This is a genomic window from Rhizobium pantanalense (assembly GCF_030182525.1).
Lineage (GTDB): Bacteria > Pseudomonadota > Alphaproteobacteria > Rhizobiales > Rhizobiaceae > Rhizobium.
Genome location: NZ_JAQJCH010000001.1, coordinates 844992 through 864638, shown reverse-complemented (window position 1 = coordinate 864638; position 19647 = coordinate 844992). Strand labels below are relative to the sequence as shown.

Sequence of the window (19647 nt, the reverse complement as noted above, 5' to 3'; positions counted from 1 at the left end):
ATTGATTGCCCGGACGTTGTGCAAGCAGGGCCGCATTCAAAAGAGAAACGGCGGACAGACAAAACATCCCAGCGCCCCTGCCCGATCATAAAATGAAAATCGGGCAGGAGGCAGATCGCAAAAGCCTTACGCTCTTTCGAATCCGCGCGCCACTTCCCAATCGGTCACCCGACGATCGTATTCCTCCTGCTCCCATTCGGCAGCGCGGATATAGTGATCGATGACATCGTCGCCGAAGGCGGCACGCAGCATCTTCGACGTCGTCAAGGCAGTCGTCGCATCGCGCAGCGTGCGCGGTATCTCGCGAACTTCGCGCGCGCCATAGGCATCGCCGACAAAGGGGGCCTCGAGTTCGAGCTTGTTTTCGATGCCGTCGATGCCAGCAGCGATCAGGGCAGCAAAAGCCAGATAGGGATTGAGGTCCGAGCCGCCAACGCGGCATTCGATGCGGATCGATTTCGTATCCTCGCCGCAAAGGCGGTAACCGGCGGTACGATTGTCCTTGCTCCAGATCGCCTTGGTCGGCGCGAAGGTGCCGGCCATGAAGCGCTTGTAGGAATTGATATAGGGCGCCAGGAAATAGGTGATCTCGCTGGCATGCGTCAGAAGCCCGGCAACATAGTGCTTCATCATCGGCGACATGCCGTATTTGCCGCCTTCTTCGAAGAACTTTGGGCTCTTTCCGTCGAGGCTCCAAAGCGACTGATGGATGTGCGAGGAGCTTCCGGCGGCACCATAATTCCACTTCGCGAGGAAGGTGATTGCCTTGCCCTTCGACCAGGCAATTTCCTTGCAGCCGTTCTTGATGATGGCATGGCGGTCGGCCATATCAAGGGCATCGGCGTAGCGGACGTTGATTTCCTCCTGACCGGCGGATGCCTCGCCCTTGGAATTTTCCACCGGTATGCCCGCGCCCTGCAGGCCGATACGGATCGCCCGCATCACCTCTTCCTCCTTTGTGGTCTGGAAGATGTGATAGTCCTCGTTGTAGCCACTGGCGAGCTTCATGTTGCGATAGCCGGCTTCGCGTGCGCTGTCGTAGCTCTGGTCGAAAAGGAAAAATTCGAGCTCCGAAGCCATGTAGGCCTTGAGGCCCATGGCCTCCAACCGTTTCACCTGCTTCTTCAAGATGGCGCGCGGAGAATGCGCGACTTCCTCATGCGTATGATGGTCGAGCACATCGCAGAGCACCAGTGCCGTGCCTTCCAGCCACGGGATGCGGCGCAGCGTGGCAAGGTCCGGCTTCATGGTATAGTCGCCATAGCCCTTCTCCCAACTCGTCGACTTATAGCCGGAGACGGTTTCCATCTCGATATCCGTCGCTTGCAGATAGTTGCAGCTATGCGTTTCCTTCCAGGCGCTTTCTATGAAGAATTCCGCCTGGAAGCGTTTGCCCATCAACCGGCCCTGCATGTCGACCTGGCATGCCAGAACCGTATCGATGTGCCCTTCGGCCACATCTCGCTTGAGGTCGTCGAACGTATAGCTGCTGCTCATAATTTGGTCCGCCTGAACAATGAATTGAAACGTCGGCATGCCGAACGATATCGCCTTGCCGGATAATCCGCGCGCGTGCCGCCGTGTCGCTACCGGTGAAAAGGGTCGCAGGTCTGCGACCCCATTGCTTGCAAAGATTGGACTTCGCTTACTTCTCGCCGACGGCCGCTTCCGCTGCCGCGATCTCAGCCTTGCGCTTGGCAATGGCATCGCCGATCGGCGGGCCCTTGAAGCGACGGCGCTCGAAGCCGAACCAGACAATAGCCGTCAGAACCAGAAAGCCGACGGTGATGATGCCCGCCCAGTCGTTCGGCGGCTGGATGCCGAGAACGAAGATGATGATCATCGCGACGATCGTCAGCACGGCAAACAGCTTGAACAGCCCTTCCCCGAGGTTCCAAGGGCCCATCTTGTCCCATTTCGCCGTACCCCATGCGAAAAGACCGAGCGTAATCGGGATCGCGAAGGAGAAGAACAGGAAGATGACGGTGCACGAGACGACGATGGTGTAAACCGGCGTATCGCCGATCGATACCAGCGATGAACCCCAGACGAACAGGACGGAAAGGACCGACCCGGTCCAGATCGCCGAAACGGGCGTGCGGTATTTCGGGCTGACCCGAGACAGGGCCTTGGATCCCGGCAGACCGCCGTCACGCGAGAAGGCGAAGATCATGCGCGAAACCGAGGTGACCGTTGCGAGACCACACAGCCACTGGCTGATGAAGATCAGCAGGTAGAGAATGTCCTTCACGATGGGATTGACCTGTGCGTCCATTGCCCAGAAGAACACGTTCCAGCCCTGCTTGGCGGCATCGTCCATATTCGGCAGCATCAGCACGAACGAGCAAAGCATGATGTAGCCGAAGAGCGCCGACCACAGAACCGAAGACACCATGCCGCGCGGAACGGAATGAGCAGCCTTCACAGTCTCTTCCGACGTATGGGCCGAGGCATCGTAGCCGGTGATCGTGTAGATCGGCAGCAGAAGGCCGAGCGCGAAGACCCAGAAGGTCGAAACCTGCGGCCAGACCGGCGCGCCGGTTGCCGAGCCGTCGGCAGCAATCGTCGCCAGACCGGAATAGTTGGTGAAGGTGAAAAGCCGCGCAAAATCATAGGACGGCGCAGCGATCAGGCACACGGCCGCCAGAAGGATCGAGGTTGCGAAGATCAGATAACCGGAGAAGTCGGTCAGCTTCGCCGTCAAGCCGATACCCATGTGATTGACCAGCGCCTGCAGGCCCGTGATGACCACCAGGAACACGATGCGCACCAGAGTGGTGTCGGTCATGTTGAAGTAGCCGCCGAAGGCGCCGACGAAGAAGTAGTAGGTGCCGACATTGATGGCGCCGAGGACCGTGACGAGGCCAAGCAGGTTGAACCAGGCCGTCAGCCAGCCGGTGAAGCGATTGCCGAGGATCGAGCCCCAGTGATAGAGGCCGCCGGCTGTCGGATAGGCCGAACTGATCTGCGCCATCGCCACAGCGAAGACGAGCGATATGAAGCAGCCGACAGGCCAGCCGATGCCGATAGCGGCACCGCCCGCACCCGATGTCGCTTGAGCCAGCGAATTGATGCCGCCGGATAGAATGCAGATGATCGAGAAGGACACGGCGAAATTCGAGAATGAACTCATCCGCCGTTCCAACTCCTGAGCGTAGCCCATGGAATGCAGGATCTGGACATCCTGCTTCTTGTCTGACTCTGTATAATCAGCCATGCCATTCCCCCTAAAGCCCGGTCGTCCGCGGGATTGCGGAGAACCATGTGTCACATTGACCGCTGACATTTCGCCATGCGGTCCGATCGCAGTTGAACTGCTCCCCGGGATCTTTTTCTTTTATGTTCAGGCTTCCAGACTGCTCTGGAGAAGCCCCGTCAGATAATCGGCCATGACCCCTTGGCCGACGTCGTCTCGAATGAGGTCGTTGCGGACCTCGATCATTACGTTATGCAAACCATTGGCGAGCCCATGCAGCTTCAGCGTATGGGTGACACCGTCTTGAGGACCGTAAGGCTGATTGCGCTCTGTCTGATAGAGCGGCGCCTCAGCTGCTGCATCCAGCATGCGATCGGCCAGCCAACGGTCTTCATCATGCAGAATGCCAAGCTCCACTGCCCGTGGCTTGCCATTATAGACCGGCGTGAAGCTATGGATTGTCACGATCACGGTTTTTTGTCCGCGCGCCGCCCGCTCCTTCAAGAGCGCCCGAATGCGATCGTGAAACGGGATGTAGAGCCCTTCCGTACGCGCTTTTCTATCCGCCTCGCCCAGGTGCTGATTTCCAGGGATCGTATAGATCTCGCTCGTCTCCGGCATGGCACCGGCACTTTCGGGGGGCCTGTTGCAATCATAAATCAGCCGGGAGAAGCGCTGAAAAACCAAGGTGGCATTCAAACCGGCGGAAATTCCTCTTGCAACTGCGAGTGCGCCTGGATCCCAGGCGATATGGCTCGAAAGCGCCTCGACGGAAAGGCCGAGGTCGCCGAACCGCTCCGGAAGCGCGCGGGAGGCATGCTCGCAGACGAGCAAAACCGCACTGCTTCCGTCCGGTCTTTCGACCGCAACGCAATCGCCGTCCGCCTTCGTCAAAATACCTTGCTGCGCGAGCATCGGAGACGCCCCATTGCCGATTAACAAAATGTTTATAAGAAAAGAATTCTTCAGGTTTTCGCCGGTGTCAACTGGAAACTGAAATTATTTCTTCATTTGTGACATTGACTCGAAATGTGACAGCGTTGTTATATCCTGCAAGGAAAGCGGCATCAGACCGTCCCGGGGAGCTAAAATCGAGTGAACAATGCGTCGAAGACAGTTTCGGACGTAATCAATGCGCGCTTTGATACGCTGACGCGCGCCGAAAAGCAGCTCGCCAAGAGCCTGCTCGACAATTATCCCGTTTCCGGGTTGGGCAGCATTACCACCGTCGCCGAGAATGCGCGGGTTTCGACGCCGACGGTCGCGCGTATGGTGCAGAAACTCGGATACAAAGGCTATCCGGACTTCCAGGCCCATCTTCATCAGGAGGTCGAGGCGACGATCTCCAATCCCCTGACAAAGCATGATCGCTGGGCGTCCAACGCGCCAGGCACGCACATCCTCAATCGTTTCGCCGACGCCATCATGGGCAACCTGCGACAGACCTTGTCGGATATCGATGTGGCGACCTTCGATGGCGTTGCCGCGCTACTGTCGGAAAGAAAACGCGGCCTCTATTTCGTAGGCGGGCGCATTACAGGGGCGCTTGCCGAGTATTTCTTCACCCATATGCAGGTCATCCGGCCCAACACGACGCTACTTTCTTCCAATTCAAGCACCTGGCCGCAATATGTCCTGAACATGAATCCGGGTGATCTGCTCGTCATATTCGATATCAGGCGTTACGAGCAGGAAATGGTCAATCTGGCCGCCGCCGCCCGCCGGCGTGGCGCGGAAATCATCGTTTTCACCGACCAGTGGGCAACGCCCGCCGCCAAGCATGCGAAATACACGTTTCGCGTGCAGATTGAGGCGCCGTCCGCATGGGACTCGTCGGTTGTCACTCTCTTCATCGTCGAAGCCCTGATCGAAGCCGTACAAAGCTCGACATGGGACGAGACAAGCGAGCGTATGAAGACACTGGAAGGTCTTTTCGAACAAACCAAGCTGTTTCGCAAGCTAAGTTGAAGGGGAATGAAAACAGAAAATAACGGTTCGTGAAGAGTGTGAAATACAGCGGCTGTCATACTTGTCGATTAGAAGCAAAAATCGACTGCGTTTTCAGCAAACGCAACGCTTTGAAGTCGTCACACAACCTTCATGTAACGTCATTAACAGCAACGCCAGACACTGAAAACCCAAAAGGAGGAAATGCAGTGATCTCGAAAATTCATCGTCTTCTGACAATTTCTACGGCGATGCTCGTCGCTTCGACGGCAATTGCCGCCGCAGAACCGAGCGCCGATCTCATCGCTGCCGCCAAGAAGGAAGGCACGCTGACCACCATTGCCCTGCCCCACAATTGGTGCGGTTATGGCGACCTGATCGCTGCGTTCAAGGCGAAGTACGGCATCGAAGTCAACGAACTGAATCCGGATGCCGGCTCGGGCGATGAAGTCGAAGCAATCCGCGCCAACAAGGGCAACACCGGCCCGCAGGCTCCTGATGTGATTGACGTCGGCCTCTCCTTCGGCCCGACGGCCAAGAAGGAAGGCCTGCTGCAGCCGTACAAGGTGTCCACCTGGGATTCCATTCCGGACAGCGCCAAGGATGCCGAAGGCTATTGGTACGGCGACTACTACGGCGTTCTCTCTTTCGTCACCAATAAGGACGTTGTGAAGAACCCGCCGAAGGACTGGGCTGACCTCCTGAAGCCGGAATATGCCAACACCGTTTCGCTCGCCGGTGACCCGCGCACGTCGAACCAGGCCGTTCAGGCCGTCTACGCCGCCGGTCTCGCTGCCGGCGAAAAGGACGCCACCAAGGTCGGCGCCGCCGGTCTCGACTACTTCGCGAAGCTCAATAAGGCAGGCAACTTCGTTCCGGTGATCGGCAAGTCCGCTTCGCTGGCGCAGGGCGCAACGCCGATCGTCGTCGCATGGGACTACAACGGTCTTTCCTGGCGCGACAGCCTGAACGGCAACCCGCCGGTTGACGTCACCGTTCCGGCTTCAGGCGTTATCGCTGGCGTTTACGTCCAGGCGATCTCGGCCTTCGCTCCGCATCCGAACGCTGCCAAGCTCTGGATGGAGTTCCTCTATTCCGATGAAGGCCAGATCGGCTGGCTGAAGGGCTATTGCCACCCGATCCGCTTCAACGACCTGGCGAAGAACAAGAAGGTTCCGCAGGAACTTCTCGACAAGCTGCCGCCGGCCGCCGCTTACGAAAAGGCCGTCTTCCCGACGCTCGAAGAGCAGGATGCCGGCAAGACCGCCATCACCACCAAGTGGGATTCTGTCGTCGGTTCGAACGTACAGTAATCCGGCCTGACATGACCTCCCCGCCTCGGTGGGGAGGTTTTCCATTTTTCTGACGCCGCGGATTGGGTCAATCATGAGCATCGTCACAACATCGACAGTCAGTTCCACTCCGATGATCAACAAGCGCGTGGTTGTCGATTGGCTAGGCATAGCGCCCTTCCTGATCTTCGCGCTGCTGTTTCTGATTTTGCCGACGATCTATCTGATAGCAGGCGCGTTTCTGACGCCTGACGGCAGCCTGACGCTGAAGAATATCGGCGATCTCTTCACGCCGACAATCATGAGCGCCTATTGGATCAGTATCAAAATCTCGGTCGCTTCGGCGCTGGGTGGCGCGATCATCGGCTTTTACCTGGCTTGGGCGCTCGTCCTGGGCGGACTTCCCGCCTGGATCCGTCATGCCTTCCTGACTTTCTCGGGGGTCGCATCGAATTTCGCCGGCGTGCCGCTGGCCTTCTCGTTCATCGCCACGCTCGGCCGCCAGGGTTTGGTCACGATATTGCTCGCTCATTTCGGCTTCAACCTCTACGGCACGGGCTTCAACCTGCTGAGCTTCTTCGGCCTGACCATTACCTACATGTACTTCCAGATACCGCTGATGGTGCTGATCATTACACCTGCGCTCGACGGCATGAAGAAGGAATGGCACGAAGCGGCTTCCATTCTCGGCGCAACCAATGGACAATATTGGCGGATGGTCGCTCTGCCGATCCTCTGGCCGAGCCTGCTTGGCACGACGCTGCTACTGTTTGCAAATTCGTTCGGCGCCATCGCGACGGCAATTGCGCTTACCGGCAGCTCGCTGAATATCGTTCCGATCGTGCTCTATGCGCAGATCCGCGGCGATGTGCTGCACAATGCCAATCTGGGCTATGCGCTGGCGCTCGGCATGATCGTCATCACCGGTATTTCGAACGTCATTTATATCTTGATGCGCATGCGCGCTGAACGGTGGCAGAAATGAAGCTGCAAAAATTCTTCGCCTGGATCGCCGTTGCCATCGGCCTCATCTACTTCCTGGTGCCGCTCATCGGTACACTGGAGTTCTCGCTGCGCATGCGGCGCAACGCTTACAGCTTCGACGCCTATGCCTCCGTCTTTTCGGATTTCGGCTTCATTACGGCCTTTGGCTTCTCCATGTTGATGGCGCTTCTGACCATCATCTTCGGCATGTTGCTCGTTGTGCCCACGGCCTATTGGGTGCGGTTGCGGTTGCCGCAGCTTCGGCCTGTCGTAGAATTCATCACCTTGATGCCGCTGGTCATTCCGGCCATCGTCATCGTATTCGGCTATCTGCGGCTCTATAATTCGTCGTCGATCCTGCCGCTGACCGGCTATAATTCGACGACGAACATTCTGCTCGTCTGCTCCTACATTGTATTGTCGCTGCCCTATATGTATCGTTCGGTCGATACGGCGATGCGTACCATTGATGTCGGCACGCTGACAGAGGCTGCCGAAAGCCTTGGTGCAAAATGGACAACCATTATGTTCAAATGCATCTTTCCAAATGTCATGAGCGGTGTGCTTTCCGGAGCGTTCATCACCCTTGCGATCGTCATGGGCGAATTCACCATGGCATCGCTGCTCAACCGTCCGGCATTCGGGCCCTACATGCAGCTCATGGGCGCCAATAGAGCTTACGAGCCCTCTGCCCTGGCCATCATCGCGCTTGCCGTTACTTGGCTCAGCATGGGCTTGCTGCAGCTCGTTTCCCGTTTCTCAAAATCCGCTCCGATTAAGGCGTAAGGCTTCTCACCATGGCTTTTCTCGAACTCACCCACATCAAGAAATCATTCGGCGAAGTTCAGGTCGTTCACGATTTCAATATGCAAATCGAGAAGGGAGAATTCATCTCCTTCCTTGGACCGTCGGGCTGCGGCAAGACGACCGTGCTGCGCATGATCGCCGGTTTCGAAACGCCGACCGCCGGCACCCTGTCGATCAACGGCAAGGATCAGCGAGCGTTAAAACCGAACCAACGCAATATCGGCATGGTCTTTCAGGCTTATGCACTGTTCCCGAACATGACGGTGCACGACAATGTCGCCTTCGGCCTCAAGGTCGCCGGCATGGCGAAGCCCGACATCGACAAGCGCGTCAAGGAGATGCTGTCTCTCATCAAGCTCGATCATCTTGCCGGCCGCTATCCCTATCAGATGTCCGGGGGCCAGCAGCAGCGCGTGGCGCTCGCCCGCGCCATCGCCGTCAAGCCGCAGGTCCTCCTGCTCGATGAGCCGCTTTCGGCGCTCGACGCGAAGATCCGCATCTCGCTGCGCGAAGAAATCCGCGCCATCCAGCAGCAGCTCGGCATCACCACCGTTTTCGTGACCCACGACCAAGAAGAAGCCCTGTCGATCTCGGATCGCATCGTCGTCATGAATGCCGGTCGCGCCGATCAGATCGGCACGCCTTTCGAGATTTACAACACGCCGGCAACCCGCTTCGTCGCTTCCTTCGTCGGCACGCTGAACCTCATCGAAGGCAAGGTCGTCGATCCCGACAGCAACCGCATCATGATCGGCGATCAGGGCGTGACCCTGAAGCAGTCAGTGACGGCCTACAAGCCGGGCGATACCGTATCGCTGGCCCTGCGCCCGGAAGCCGGTTCGCTGGCGGAATCGGCTAAAGGCGATACGGCTCTCACGGGCGAAGTCTCTTCGGCACACTTCCTGGGTTCGGTCATTCGCACCCGCATGAACGTTGCTGGCAACACGATTTCCTTCGACATGTTCAACAGCCCCGGGATGATGCCTCCGAGCGTCGGCGAGAAGGTGACGCTGCGCTTCGCCTCCTCCGATCTGCTCGTGATTCAGGATTGAGAAAGCGCCCTGCGTCGCAGGGTCATTTTGGAAAATTATTCGCGGACGCCGGGTCAGAAGCCCGGCGTTTTTCTTTGATTTTCATAAGAGAAAGCATTTATAGTCCGGACGTTCTCAGGGCGGGGTGCAATTCCCCACCGGCGGTATGGGGAGTTCCCTCGAGCCCGCGAGCGCCTTCCGGATTTCGGAAGGGTCAGCAGATCCGGTGAGATGCCGGAGCCGACGGTATAGTCCGGATGGAAGAGAGCAAGCAGGATCGCACCTCCTCCGCGCGAGGGATGCCGCGATGTTGCGTGTTCGCCCAAGGGATATTTGACAACAACCCTTGAAAGGCAAAATTCATGACCATTTCGATTTCTACCCAGCCGAGCCGCATTGCGATCATTCGGGCCCGCTGGCACGCCGATATCGTCGATCGTTCGGTCGATTCCTTCGTTGCCGAATGGCAGACGGCGGAAGGCGCACCGCCGATCGATATCTTCGACGTACCCGGGGCGCTTGAAATTCCGCTGCATGCTCAGACGCTTGCCCGTAACGGCCGTTATTCCGCGATCATTGCCACCGCTTTCGTTGTCGACGGCGGCATCTATCGCCATGAGTTCGTTGCCAATACGGTTCTCGATGCCATGATGCGCGTCCAGCTCGATACCGGCGTGCCGATCCTGTCGGCAGTCCTGACGCCGCATCACTTCCAGGAATCGGAAGCGCACATCCAGTTCTTCAAGGAACATTTCATCATCAAGGGCCGGGAAGTCGCCAGCGCCTGCCGCCACATCCTGGCGGAGCGCGCCAAGCTGCTGCCGGCCGTCACAGTCTGAACCAGCATCGTGGAGGCGCGGCTAGAGCTCGCCTCCACATCACAAGGGAGAAACGTCAGTGACCGTCCTACGCATCATCCCGAACCTGCCCGCCGCCGATCCCGCCACGGCCCGTCTTTTCTACCACGACCTGCTCGGCCTCGACATCGTCATGGATCACGGCTGGATCCTGACCTTCGCCTCCGAAGCGGCAACAGTGCCGCAGATCAGCGTCGCCAGCGAGGGCGGTTCGGGCACCATCGTCCCCGATCTTTCCATCGAAGTCGACGATGTCGACACGCTCTATCAGCGCGCCACCTCCATGGGCTTCGGCATATTGTATGATCTCACGGACGAGCCGTGGGGTGTCCGCCGCTTCTATGTCCGCGACCCCTTCGGCAAGGTGGTCAATATCCTCTCCCACCGCTAGTTCAAGCTCGCCGAGAGCCTCAAGGGCTCTCCGACACCCTCACCGCAGATCGAGATTGAATGTGGTGCGCTCGGCCGGCCAGACCGATTCCGAATAGGTGATCGGCACTCCATCGGTATCCGCATCCACCTTGCGCGTCACCAACAGCGGTGTTGATTTCGGCTGGCGCAGGATCCGGGCCTCGTCGGCCGTCGGCATGCGCGCCTCGATCTCCGTCGACAAGCGTTCGTAGTCGGTGACGCCATAGCTGGCGAGTGCCGCCGAGATTGTCGGATGCTGCAATCTGGCCTTGTCGAAATCGGGAAAACGTTCGGCTGGATAATAGGAATCACCCAATTCGACCGGAATGTCGTCGGCCGTCATCACGCCGCGACGATGGATGACCATTACCCCAACTGCCAGCTTCAGATAGCTGGCAACGCGTTCCGTCGCCGGCACGATCTCATGGACGAGCAACTCGCCACCCGGCTCGAAACCCTGCTCGATCAGGTTCTTGTGAAAACGGGTGCGCTTCGACAGCGTATAGTCGAGCACGCCCCTATGAACGAAGGTTCCCCGTCCCTGCTCGGCGCGCACCAGTCCGCGTTGCTCCAGATGCCCCAGTGCCTGACGCACGGTAAAGCGGCTGACACCGAAGCGCTGCATCAGTTCAAGCTCGGTCGGCAATTTCTCTCCGGGCACGAAAGTCCCGGCGGCAATATCGGCCGCCAGGATCTCGCCGATCTGATGCCAGAGGGCGCTGCCGCCCTTACGATCGATCGTCTCCATATCAGATACGCTTCTCCAGCCGGAACAGCAGCTTGTATTCGGCGGGATAGCTCAACGCATCGAGAATGCTCGGATAATATTTCCGATCCTTGGTGGCGCGCACAAAACCATCATAGCCGAAGCGCCTGACGGAAACATCGAAGCCTGCCGCCGTGAAGACTTCTATATAGTCCTGTGGCGATCGATCCTGCATGGGCGCATTGCTGTTGTTGCCGATCAGCTCGAGCCACTTCGGCCAAAGCGGCATTTCATTGTGGCAACCGGTCACAGCGTAATAGACGCCCCCATTGCGCATGGCCCGGAACATCCCCTCGGCATGCTCTCTCAACTCCGGCAGCAGATAGATCACTTCATAGCTGAAGGCCACGTCGAAGCTGTCGGTAAAGGGCGCTAGGTCGGTCGTGACATGAAACTGGAGCGGCATGTTGCCTGCGGCTTCGACGGCAGCAGCCACCGACTCCGAAGCGATATCGATGCCGACACCGCGTCGGAACGGCCGCATGGCATAAAGCAGCCGCAGAAAGCCACCGCGATTGCAGCCGAAATCCAGAATAGTCTTGGAGGAGAAATCCCGCTCCGGCACCGTCTCGATGAAGTGGCGCCAATAAGGGCTATGCGATTCTGCCATTGCGGCGTCACCCTGCGGTTCCTTGTGCCAGGTGGCGTAAGTCGTTTCTGCGTTTGTCATGATGCTCTCGCTGTTGGAGTGGACTGAGCTTGAGATAGCGCAGCTTCATGACAGCCACATGAATTCGTCCGGACGACTGGACTTATGAAATCAGCCAAATAAAAAGGGCTCCACCGCAGCGGAGCCCTTTTTACAAATGATCTAGATGAATTACACCCGGATCGCCTTGTCATTCACATCGAAACGATGCATCTGGTTCGCATTCGGCGTCGCATAAACCATCTCGTCCGGCTCGTATTTGTGTTCACCGAAGAGACGAACGGTGAGAAGACCGGTAGTCTCCGACTCCAGATAGATGATCGTGTCCGCACCGAGATGCTCAACGTGGATGACTTTGGCGGCCCATGTACCCTGATCGCGTGCTAGCGTGATGTGCTCGGGGCGTATGCCGATGGTCTTGGCGCCACTTTGGCCGAGGCGCTCGGCCGGGATGAAATTCATCTGCGGCGAGCCGATGAAGCCGGCAACGAAGGTGTTGGCCGGACGGTTATAAAGCTCCATCGGCGAGCCGATCTGCTCGATCGCACCGGCATTGAGCACGACGATCTTATCGGCAAGCGTCATTGCCTCCACCTGATCGTGGGTAACGTAGATCATGGTTGCCTTCAGGCTGCGATGCAGCCGGGCGATTTCGAGACGTGTCTGCACACGTAGCGCCGCATCGAGATTCGACAGCGGCTCGTCGAAGAGGAAAAGCTCCGGTTCGCGCACGATGGCGCGGCCGATGGCGACGCGCTGGCGCTGGCCGCCGGAAAGCTCCGATGGCCGGCGGGCGAGATAGGGCGCAAGTGAGAGCATGCCGGAGGCCTTTTCGACACGGCTGTCGATCTCGGCCTTCGCGGTGCCGGCTTGCTTGAGGCCTAGGCCCATATTGTCCTTGACGGTCAGATGCGGATAGAGCGCATAGGACTGGAAGACCATCGAGATGCCACGCTTGGCAGGCGGTGTCACGGTCACATCCTGGCCGTTGATCAGCACGGCACCGGAGGTCACATCTTCGAGACCAGCGATGCTGCGCAGCAGGGTCGACTTGCCGCAGCCGGAAGGACCGACGAAGATGACGAACTCACCATCCTTCACCTCGAGGTCGATGCCCTTCAGCACGTCATGCGTACCATAGGCCTTGCGGATGGATTTCAGTTGAAGCGATCCCACAGTCTTTTGTCCTTATAGATAAACGGGCTTGCCGGTGCGCACGCTCTCATCGGCAGCGAGGCATATGCGCAGAGATTGAACGGCATCAGTCATATGACGATTGAGGTCGAGATCCTCGCGGATGGCCTTGAGCATGAAAGCCTGCTCGAAGTCGCAGAGCTCCTGGTGACCCGGTTCGCCATCCATGCGCAGGTCCTGATCCGGCCGGATGAACTGACCGTTGGGTCCCGTCTCGGCGCTATGCAGCCGGATGACGGACGTCTTCGTGTGCATGTCGATATCGTCGGATTTGGCATTCTGATCCATGGCGATCGACACCGAGCCGTTGGGCGACATCACGTCCTTCACGAAGAAAGCCGTCTCCGAGATCATTGGACCCCAGGCGGCCTCGTACCAGCCGACGGAACCATCTTCGAAGATCACTTGCAGATGGCCGTAATTATACATGTCCGGCTTGATCTCCTGCGTCAGCCGCAGGCCCATGCCGCGCACCTCGACGGGCTTGGCATCGGTGATCTGGCACATGACGTCGACATAATGCACGCCGCAATCCACGATCGGCGACGTCATCTGCATCAGCGCCTTGTGCGTCGCCCAAGTCGGGCCGCTCGATTGCTGATTGAGGTTCATGCGGAATACATACGGACCGCCGAGCTTGCGCGCTTCGGCAATCAACCGCATCCACGAGGGATGATGGCGCAGGATGTAGCCGATCGTCAGCTTCTTGCCGGCTTTCTTCGCAGCCGCAACCACACGCTCGGCATCTTCGACCGTCGTGGCCAGCGGCTTCTCGACGAAAACGTGGCAACCGGCTTCGAAGGCCATGACGGCGAAATCGGCATGGCTGTCGGAATAGGTATTGATGGAGCAGAGGTCCGGCTTCAGCTCCTTCAATGCGGTCTCGAAATCCGGATGGACCGTATATCCCCGCAACTCCTCGGGCAGCTCCCGCTTGGAGCGGTTGACGAGGCCGACGATCTCGAAGCCCGGATTATTGTGATAGGCCAGCGCATGGCTGCGACCCATATTGCCAAGGCCGGCAACGAGAACGCGGATCGGCTTTTCAGATGGGCTCACTTGACTGCTCCAGATGTAATGCCGCGAATGAGTTGGCGCGAGAAGATAACGTAGAGGATGAGGATCGGCAGGATGGCAAGCGTCAGCGCCGCCAACACCGCATTCCAGTTGGTGACGAACTGGCCGATGAAGATCTGCGATCCGAGCGTCACCGTCTTGGTCGCCTCGCTCGGTGCCAGGATCAGGGGGAACCAAAGATCGTTCCAGATCGGGATCATGGTGAAGACCGCGACCGTCGCCATCGCCGGACGAACCAGCGGCAGGACGAGGCGGAAGAAGATGGCGTACTCACTGAGGCCGTCGATACGGCCGGCATTCTTCAAATCATCCGAAACAGTGCGCATGAACTCGGACAGGATGAAGATCGCCAGCGGCAGGCCCTGTGCCGTATAGACGAGGATCAGCGCCGTCAGCGTGTTGACCAGGCCGGCGGCCACCATGCCCTGCAGGATCGCAACGGTGCCGAGACGGATCGGGATCATGATTCCGATCGCCAGATAAAGCCCCATGACCGTATTGCCACGGAAGCGATACTCCGACAGCGCGAAGGCGGCCATCGCTCCGAACAGCAGCGTCAGGATGATCGAGACGATCGTGACAACAAAGCTGTTCTGAAAATAGGTGAGGAAATCCCCCTGCTTCAGAACGGTGTCATAGCCGATCATGCTGAAGGAGGATGGCGTCGGGACGCTCAAGGGTGCGCGGAAAATCGAGGCGCGATCCTTGAACGAATTGATGACCGTCAGGAACACCGGAAAGATGGCGACGAGCGTATAGGCGATGAGCGCCAGATGTACGAAGCCGGTACGAAGAGTGGAAGTGCGTGCCTTGGACATGGGTCGCGCTCCTCAGAACTGGTAACGGCGGATGCGCCGCTGCACGATGAAAAGATAAAAGGACACACCGGCAAGGATGATGAGGAACATCACCGTCGCGATCGTCGCGCCCATCGAGCGGTCGCCGAGCTGCAGCTGGAAGCCGAAGAAAACGCGATAAAGCAGCGTACCCAGGATATCGGTCGAGCCATCCGGCCCCGCCAATGCGCCTTGCACGGTATAAACTAGGTCGAACGCATTGAAATTGCCGACGAAGGTGAGGATCGAGATGATGCCGATCGCCGGCAGCACCAGCGGCAGCTTGATCTTCCAGAACTGACTCCAGCCAGTGACGCCGTCGCATTCGGCCGCCTCGATAACCTCTTCGGGAATATTCAGCAGTGCGGCATAGATCAGCATCATCGGAATGCCGACATATTGCCAGACCGAAATAAGCGCGACGGTAATCAGCGCCGTGCTCGGCCTGCCGAGCCACGGGGCGAAGAACGATTTCAGGCCAATGACATTCAGAAGTTCGGGCGCAACACCCCAAAGCGGCGAAAGGATCAGCTTCCATATGAAGCCGACGACGACGAAGGAAAGCAGCGTCGGCAGGAAGATGGCCGTACGATAAAAGGCGACGAAGCGCAGCTTCGGCAGCGACAGGAGCGCCGCCAGCGCGACACCGATCGGATTCTGCACGCACATATGGATGGCAAAGAAAATCAGGTTGTTGCGCAGCGCATTCCAGAAATCATGCGACCAGCGGTCGTCACCGAACAGGATCTTGAAGTTGTTCAGGCCGACGAAGACAGATTGATTGTCGACGACGTTGTAAAGCGACAGCCGCAAGGTCTCGATCAACGGCAGGATCATGACCGCGGTATAGACAACGAAGGCCGGGAAAAGGAAAACGAGGATGTGCCAGCGCTTGGAGCGTCTGATCGGCGTAACCTCAAGGGCGTCTGATGTCGCGGCGTCGCTCATGGCTTTCTGCCTGTTTTTCTTGGCTGCTTGATGAGACGGCAGCGCAAAGGTTCAAATCCGCCCGTTGCCCCGGCTCTCCGGCCAGATGGAAGCGATATCAGGCGTGTCGAATGTAACGGCGAGATGATCGCCAATCCAATTACTCAAGATAATGAAAAGGGCGAGGAGCCTGGAAGGCCCCTCGCCCGCGTCATGCAATACTTACTTGCCCGGCTTGTACCAGCTGTCGAGGCCCTTCTGGAGTTTCGCGGCAGCCTGTTCCGGAGTATCCGTGCCGTTGATCACGTTTGCGGATTCGGTCCATGTCTCATTTTCCAGGTTCGGCGTGCCGCGCGACAGGATCTGATAGGTGGAACGAACGGTCGACTTGTGATTGTCACGCCAGGAAACGAATTCCTGGGCGAGCGCATCGCTCATCTTCACCGGATGCGAGTTCAGGCTGAAGAAGCCCGGCAGCGAGTTGGCATAGATGGTTGCAAACTCGTCGGAAGCGACCCAGTCGAGGAACTTCTTGGCTTCTTCCTGGTGCTTGCTCTTCGTATTCAGGCCGACACCGATATCCGGATGGTCGGAGATGTAGGCGGTGTCGCCAGCCTTTGCGACCGGCGGCGGGAAGGCGCCCATCTTGAATTGCGCCTGCGTGTTGAAGAGAGCAATTTCCCAGGAGCCGGCCGGATAAATCGCAGCCTTGCCGAGCGTGAAGAGGTTCTGGCTGTCGGCATAGCCCTGCGCTTCGAAGCCATCACCGAGGTAGGGCTTCCATTTGGCCAGTTCCTTGTAGGGATCGACCCACGGAGCGTCCGTCAGCTTTTCTTTGCCAGCGATCAAAGCCTTGCGGCCTTCCTCACCTTTCCAGTAGTTCGGGCCGATGTTCTGGTAGCCCATGGTTGCGGCTTCCCAGAGGTCCTTCGTGCCCATCGCCATCGGAATGTAGGTGCCGTCAGCCTTGATCTTGTCAAGAACAGCGAAGAACTCGTCCCGCGTCGTCGGCACCTTCAGGCCGAGCTTGTCGAAAGCGTCCTTGTTGTAGATGAAGCCGTGGATGACCGAAGCCATCGGCACGCAGAAGGTCGACTTGCCATCATCGGTCGACCAAGCAGCCTTGGCGACAGCCGAGAAGTTTTCCATGCCCTTCAGCTTGGTCAGATCGGCAAGATGCTTCTTGTTGAAGAGATCGAGCGAGGCGTCGAACGGACGGCAGGTGATGATATCGCCCGCGGAACCGGCATCGAGCTTGGCGTTCAGCGATGCGTTGTATTCGGTTGGAGCCGTCGGCGAGAAGACGATCTTGATCCCCGGGTTCTTCGCTTCGAAAGCCGGGATGATCTTTTCCTGCCAGATCTGCAGGTCGTCGTTACGCCAGCTTTCAACCGTCAGCGTCACATCGGCCGCATGCGCCAGGCTGACAGACGTCAGCAGGCTCGATGCAAGAAGCAAGCCTTTCAGAACATTGGTTTTCATTTCCCTCTCCTGTTTTCCGCACCATAGCAAGGCGCTGTTCTCGATCTGAAAATCCGCTGGCCGATCCGAGGAAACGGGCAGCGCTCCATAGGGACCGCCAATATTGCCGACCCCTCCATGCAAAAGGCTTCAGAGGCTTTGCGCCCAATCGGCCCAATCAATTGCCGTCGCCGCCACCAGACAGAGACACAGCAAGAACCACGCGGGAAAATTATGACGAACGTCGAAACGGGATCCTCCTGATCCCCAGCGGCCTGGCGCAACGACGAGATGTGCACCCTTCCGCCTCACTTACCGGCTATTGTTTTTCTGCCGGCTTTACCGATGTCCGTCCGCACTGTTCCCTTGGGCCGAATTAAGTCCAAAAAAATACCAATTGTCCAGCCGAATTTAACTTTCGGATACAAAAAGATTGAAACTCGTTAATTTATATAAATAATTCAATAAGATAAAAACAATCAAAAATGCCCGCCTTACCTATTGGTAAATGGTATTTTTTTGGTATTGTATGGAAAAACGAGGAACAGGCGGCATCCGGAGGCATGATGGGGCAGTTTGCAATTGGTATCGATGGCGGTGGCACGAGTTGCAGAGCGGCTGTCATAGACGCTACGGGACAGGTGCTTGGCACCGGCAAGGCTGGCGCGGCGAACATCCTCTCAGATCTGGAAAACTCGCTGATTCATATCGTCGCCTCGGCAAAGCAGGCCTTGATCGATGCGAACCTCGCCCCCGAACTGCTGCGGGAATTGCCAGCCGTTATCGGAACCGCCGGGGCCAATGTCGGCAATTATGGTAAACAGGTCGAAGGCGCCTTGCCCTTTGCCAGCACGCGTGTCGTCACCGATGCAACCATCGCCCTTCAAGGCGCGCTTGGCGACGCCGATGGCGTTATCGGCGCCTTCGGTACCGGCTCTGTCTATAATGCCCGCCGCGGCGGCAAAAGCTGGGGCATCGGCGGCTGGGGATTTGTCGTCGGCGATCAGGCAAGCGGCGCACGCCTCGGCCGCGATCTGCTCGAAAAAGCGCTTCTGGCTCATGACGGGGTGACACCCGGCTCAGCGCTGACGGCATCGATCATGGCCGAATACGGCAATGATCCCGAACGGATCGTCGAATTTGCGCACGCCTCCAAGCCCAAGGATTTTGCCCGCTATGCGCCTGTTATCTTCGAATATGCCGGAATGGAGGATGCGGTCGCCATCAACATCGTGAGAACTGCGGCGAAATCGATAACCGAAAGCCTGGACGCGCTGCTTTGGCCGGAATGCCCTTCGATCTGCCTTCTCGGCGGCGTCGCTCAGGCCTATCGTCCCTGGCTCGACGAACGTCACAAGGCGATTCTCACCGAACCCAAGGGCGATGTCTTGCGCGGCGCCGTGGAACTGGCAGCAAAATTGCTGCGGGGCGGAGAGGAAAACAGGGCATGACCGAAGATTTGAGTGCAATCTTCTCGCCGGAGCGCCTTTCCGTGGGCGGCACAGGCCCGCTCTACGTCAAGCTGCGCCGCACGCTCGAGGAGGCAGTGAAGGTCGGGAGGCTGAAGCATGGGGATGCACTGCCGCCAGAACGTGACATTGCCGAATTTGCTGCGGTCAGCCGCGTCACTGTCCGCAAGGCAATCGACGACCTCGTCGCCGAAGGCATACTCGTCCGCCGCCACGGCTCGGGTACATTCGTCGCAAAACCCGTTTCAAAGGTGGAGCAGCGGCTGTCGCAGCTGACATCCTTTACCGAGGACATGGCGCGGCGCGGCATGACAGCTCGCTCCGAATGGCTGCATAAGGGTATCCACACGCCCTCCCCGGATGAGATGATGATCCTCGGTCTTGCCGCCGACACCAAGGTATCGCGGCTGAGCCGTCTCCGCATTGCCGACGATCAGCCACTGGCGATCGAGCATGCCAGTGTCTCCGGCGAATTCCTGCCGGATCCGTCTGTTGTGACCACATCGCTCTACGCAGAACTGGAAAAGCGTCAGGTGCGCCCTGTTCGTGCGGTGCAGCGCATATCCGCGACCAACATGAAAGAGGCCGATGCGGGCTTGCTCGGCGTTCCCGTCGGCGCGGCCGGCCTTTCGATCGAGCGCATCTCCTATCTCGGCTCCGGTCGGGCAGTCGAATTCACCCGGTCGCTCTATCGCGGCGACGCCTATGATTTCGTCGCGGAACTGACGATTGGCGCGAATTAG

At 58.2% G+C, this 19647-nt stretch carries 19 protein-coding genes and 1 riboswitch; of the genes, 9 read left to right on the top strand and 10 right to left on the bottom strand.

Annotated elements, in window-relative coordinates; translation table 11 throughout:
* Positions 1-126: 126 nt before the first annotated feature.
* From PH558_RS04130 to PH558_RS04120, 3 genes are all read right to left on the bottom strand, one after another.
* Positions 127-1497 (bottom strand): glutamine synthetase family protein, encoded by a 1371-nt coding sequence (locus PH558_RS04130; RefSeq protein WP_285202331.1) that lies wholly within the window; start codon positions 1495-1497, stop codon positions 127-129.
* Between the two features lie 148 nt (positions 1498-1645).
* Positions 1646-3217: an amino acid permease gene (locus PH558_RS04125; protein WP_095435306.1), complete on the bottom strand. Its 1572-nt coding sequence runs from the start codon at positions 3215-3217 to the stop codon at positions 1646-1648.
* Between the two features lie 126 nt (positions 3218-3343).
* A complete protein-coding gene (locus tag PH558_RS04120) occupies positions 3344-4111 on the bottom strand; it encodes an N-formylglutamate amidohydrolase (protein WP_095435307.1) in 768 nt (255 codons plus the stop codon).
* Positions 4112-4291: 180 nt separating this feature from the next.
* Here PH558_RS04120 and PH558_RS04115 point away from each other — a divergent pair, with 180 nt between their 5' ends.
* The 7 genes from PH558_RS04115 to PH558_RS04085 all read left to right on the top strand — a co-directional run bounded on the left by PH558_RS04115 (position 4292) and on the right by PH558_RS04085 (position 10505).
* Positions 4292-5164, top strand: coding sequence for a MurR/RpiR family transcriptional regulator (locus tag PH558_RS04115; RefSeq protein ID WP_095435308.1), 873 nt, complete (start codon positions 4292-4294; stop codon positions 5162-5164).
* Between the two features lie 188 nt (positions 5165-5352).
* Positions 5353-6456 (top strand): ABC transporter substrate-binding protein, encoded by a 1104-nt coding sequence (locus PH558_RS04110; RefSeq protein WP_095435309.1) that lies wholly within the window; start codon positions 5353-5355, stop codon positions 6454-6456.
* Between the two features lie 73 nt (positions 6457-6529).
* A complete protein-coding gene (locus tag PH558_RS04105; RefSeq protein WP_285202326.1) occupies positions 6530-7420 on the top strand; it encodes an ABC transporter permease in 891 nt (296 codons plus the stop codon).
* The gene (locus PH558_RS04100) at positions 7417-8205 is read left to right on the top strand and encodes an ABC transporter permease (protein ID WP_015340397.1); all 789 of its coding nucleotides are present in this window, start codon (positions 7417-7419) and stop codon (positions 8203-8205) included. The genes PH558_RS04105 and PH558_RS04100 overlap by 4 nt, the downstream gene beginning before the upstream one ends.
* 11 nt (positions 8206-8216) lie before the next feature.
* Positions 8217-9278, top strand: coding sequence for an ABC transporter ATP-binding protein (locus tag PH558_RS04095; protein WP_285202324.1), 1062 nt, complete (start codon positions 8217-8219; stop codon positions 9276-9278).
* Between the two features lie 106 nt (positions 9279-9384).
* Positions 9385-9530: riboswitch (FMN riboswitch) on the top strand.
* An 89-nt stretch (positions 9531-9619) separates the two neighbouring features.
* Positions 9620-10096, top strand: a complete 477-nt coding sequence (locus tag PH558_RS04090) for a 6,7-dimethyl-8-ribityllumazine synthase (protein ID WP_285202323.1) — start codon at positions 9620-9622, stop codon at positions 10094-10096.
* A 58-nt stretch (positions 10097-10154) separates the two neighbouring features.
* Positions 10155-10505 (top strand): VOC family protein, encoded by a 351-nt coding sequence (locus PH558_RS04085; protein WP_285202322.1) that lies wholly within the window; start codon positions 10155-10157, stop codon positions 10503-10505.
* Positions 10506-10544: 39 nt separating this feature from the next.
* Here the strand turns inward: PH558_RS04085 and phnF are convergent, their stop codons facing one another.
* From phnF to PH558_RS04050, 7 genes are all read right to left on the bottom strand, one after another.
* Positions 10545-11273 (bottom strand): phosphonate metabolism transcriptional regulator PhnF, encoded by a 729-nt coding sequence (gene phnF, locus PH558_RS04080; RefSeq protein ID WP_285202321.1) that lies wholly within the window; start codon positions 11271-11273, stop codon positions 10545-10547.
* A 1-nt stretch (position 11274) separates the two neighbouring features.
* Positions 11275-11961 carry a class I SAM-dependent methyltransferase gene (locus PH558_RS04075; RefSeq protein ID WP_285202320.1) on the bottom strand — a complete coding sequence of 229 codons (687 nt, stop codon included), beginning with the start codon at positions 11959-11961 and terminating at the stop codon, positions 11275-11277.
* Positions 11962-12111: 150 nt separating this feature from the next.
* Positions 12112-13116, bottom strand: coding sequence for an ABC transporter ATP-binding protein (locus PH558_RS04070; protein WP_095435317.1), 1005 nt, complete (start codon positions 13114-13116; stop codon positions 12112-12114).
* 12 nt (positions 13117-13128) lie between these two features.
* Positions 13129-14193, bottom strand: coding sequence for a Gfo/Idh/MocA family protein (locus PH558_RS04065; protein WP_285202318.1), 1065 nt, complete (start codon positions 14191-14193; stop codon positions 13129-13131).
* Positions 14190-15029: a carbohydrate ABC transporter permease gene (locus PH558_RS04060; protein ID WP_095435319.1), complete on the bottom strand. Its 840-nt coding sequence runs from the start codon at positions 15027-15029 to the stop codon at positions 14190-14192. The genes PH558_RS04065 and PH558_RS04060 overlap by 4 nt, the downstream gene beginning before the upstream one ends.
* Positions 15030-15041: 12 nt before the next feature.
* Complete coding sequence (locus tag PH558_RS04055) at positions 15042-15995, bottom strand: carbohydrate ABC transporter permease (protein WP_095435320.1); 954 nt, start codon at positions 15993-15995, stop codon at positions 15042-15044.
* A gap of 201 nt (positions 15996-16196) precedes the next feature.
* A complete protein-coding gene (locus PH558_RS04050; RefSeq protein WP_095435321.1) occupies positions 16197-17456 on the bottom strand; it encodes an ABC transporter substrate-binding protein in 1260 nt (419 codons plus the stop codon).
* A gap of 545 nt (positions 17457-18001) precedes the next feature.
* Between PH558_RS04050 and PH558_RS04045 the strand changes: the two genes are divergently transcribed.
* Positions 18002-18886, top strand: coding sequence for a glucosamine kinase nucleotide-binding domain-containing protein (locus PH558_RS04045; protein ID WP_285202316.1), 885 nt, complete (start codon positions 18002-18004; stop codon positions 18884-18886).
* A complete protein-coding gene (locus PH558_RS04040; protein WP_069612582.1) occupies positions 18883-19647 on the top strand; it encodes a GntR family transcriptional regulator in 765 nt (254 codons plus the stop codon). Before PH558_RS04045 ends, PH558_RS04040 begins: the two co-directional genes overlap by 4 nt.

What these genes read in the sequence shown, in the direction of transcription:
- PH558_RS04095 (WP_285202324.1), top strand. Translation starts at nt 8,217, where the DNA reads ATGGCTTTTCTCGAACTCACCCACATCAAGAAATCATTCGGCGAAGTT.
- PH558_RS04120 (WP_095435307.1), bottom strand. Translation starts at nt 4,111, where the DNA reads ATGCTCGCGCAGCAAGGTATTTTGACGAAGGCGGACGGCGATTGCGTT.
- PH558_RS04100 (WP_015340397.1), top strand. Translation starts at nt 7,417, where the DNA reads ATGAAGCTGCAAAAATTCTTCGCCTGGATCGCCGTTGCCATCGGCCTC.
- PH558_RS04130 (WP_285202331.1), bottom strand. Translation starts at nt 1,497, where the DNA reads ATGAGCAGCAGCTATACGTTCGACGACCTCAAGCGAGATGTGGCCGAA.
- PH558_RS04040 (WP_069612582.1), top strand. Translation starts at nt 18,883, where the DNA reads ATGACCGAAGATTTGAGTGCAATCTTCTCGCCGGAGCGCCTTTCCGTG.
- PH558_RS04125 (WP_095435306.1), bottom strand. Translation starts at nt 3,217, where the DNA reads ATGGCTGATTATACAGAGTCAGACAAGAAGCAGGATGTCCAGATCCTG.
- PH558_RS04055 (WP_095435320.1), bottom strand. Translation starts at nt 15,995, where the DNA reads ATGAGCGACGCCGCGACATCAGACGCCCTTGAGGTTACGCCGATCAGA.
- phnF (WP_285202321.1), bottom strand. Translation starts at nt 11,273, where the DNA reads ATGGAGACGATCGATCGTAAGGGCGGCAGCGCCCTCTGGCATCAGATC.
- PH558_RS04050 (WP_095435321.1), bottom strand. Translation starts at nt 17,456, where the DNA reads ATGAAAACCAATGTTCTGAAAGGCTTGCTTCTTGCATCGAGCCTGCTG.
- PH558_RS04060 (WP_095435319.1), bottom strand. Translation starts at nt 15,029, where the DNA reads ATGTCCAAGGCACGCACTTCCACTCTTCGTACCGGCTTCGTACATCTG.
- PH558_RS04075 (WP_285202320.1), bottom strand. Translation starts at nt 11,961, where the DNA reads ATGACAAACGCAGAAACGACTTACGCCACCTGGCACAAGGAACCGCAG.
- PH558_RS04090 (WP_285202323.1), top strand. Translation starts at nt 9,620, where the DNA reads ATGACCATTTCGATTTCTACCCAGCCGAGCCGCATTGCGATCATTCGG.
- PH558_RS04045 (WP_285202316.1), top strand. Translation starts at nt 18,002, where the DNA reads ATGGGGCAGTTTGCAATTGGTATCGATGGCGGTGGCACGAGTTGCAGA.
- PH558_RS04105 (WP_285202326.1), top strand. Translation starts at nt 6,530, where the DNA reads ATGAGCATCGTCACAACATCGACAGTCAGTTCCACTCCGATGATCAAC.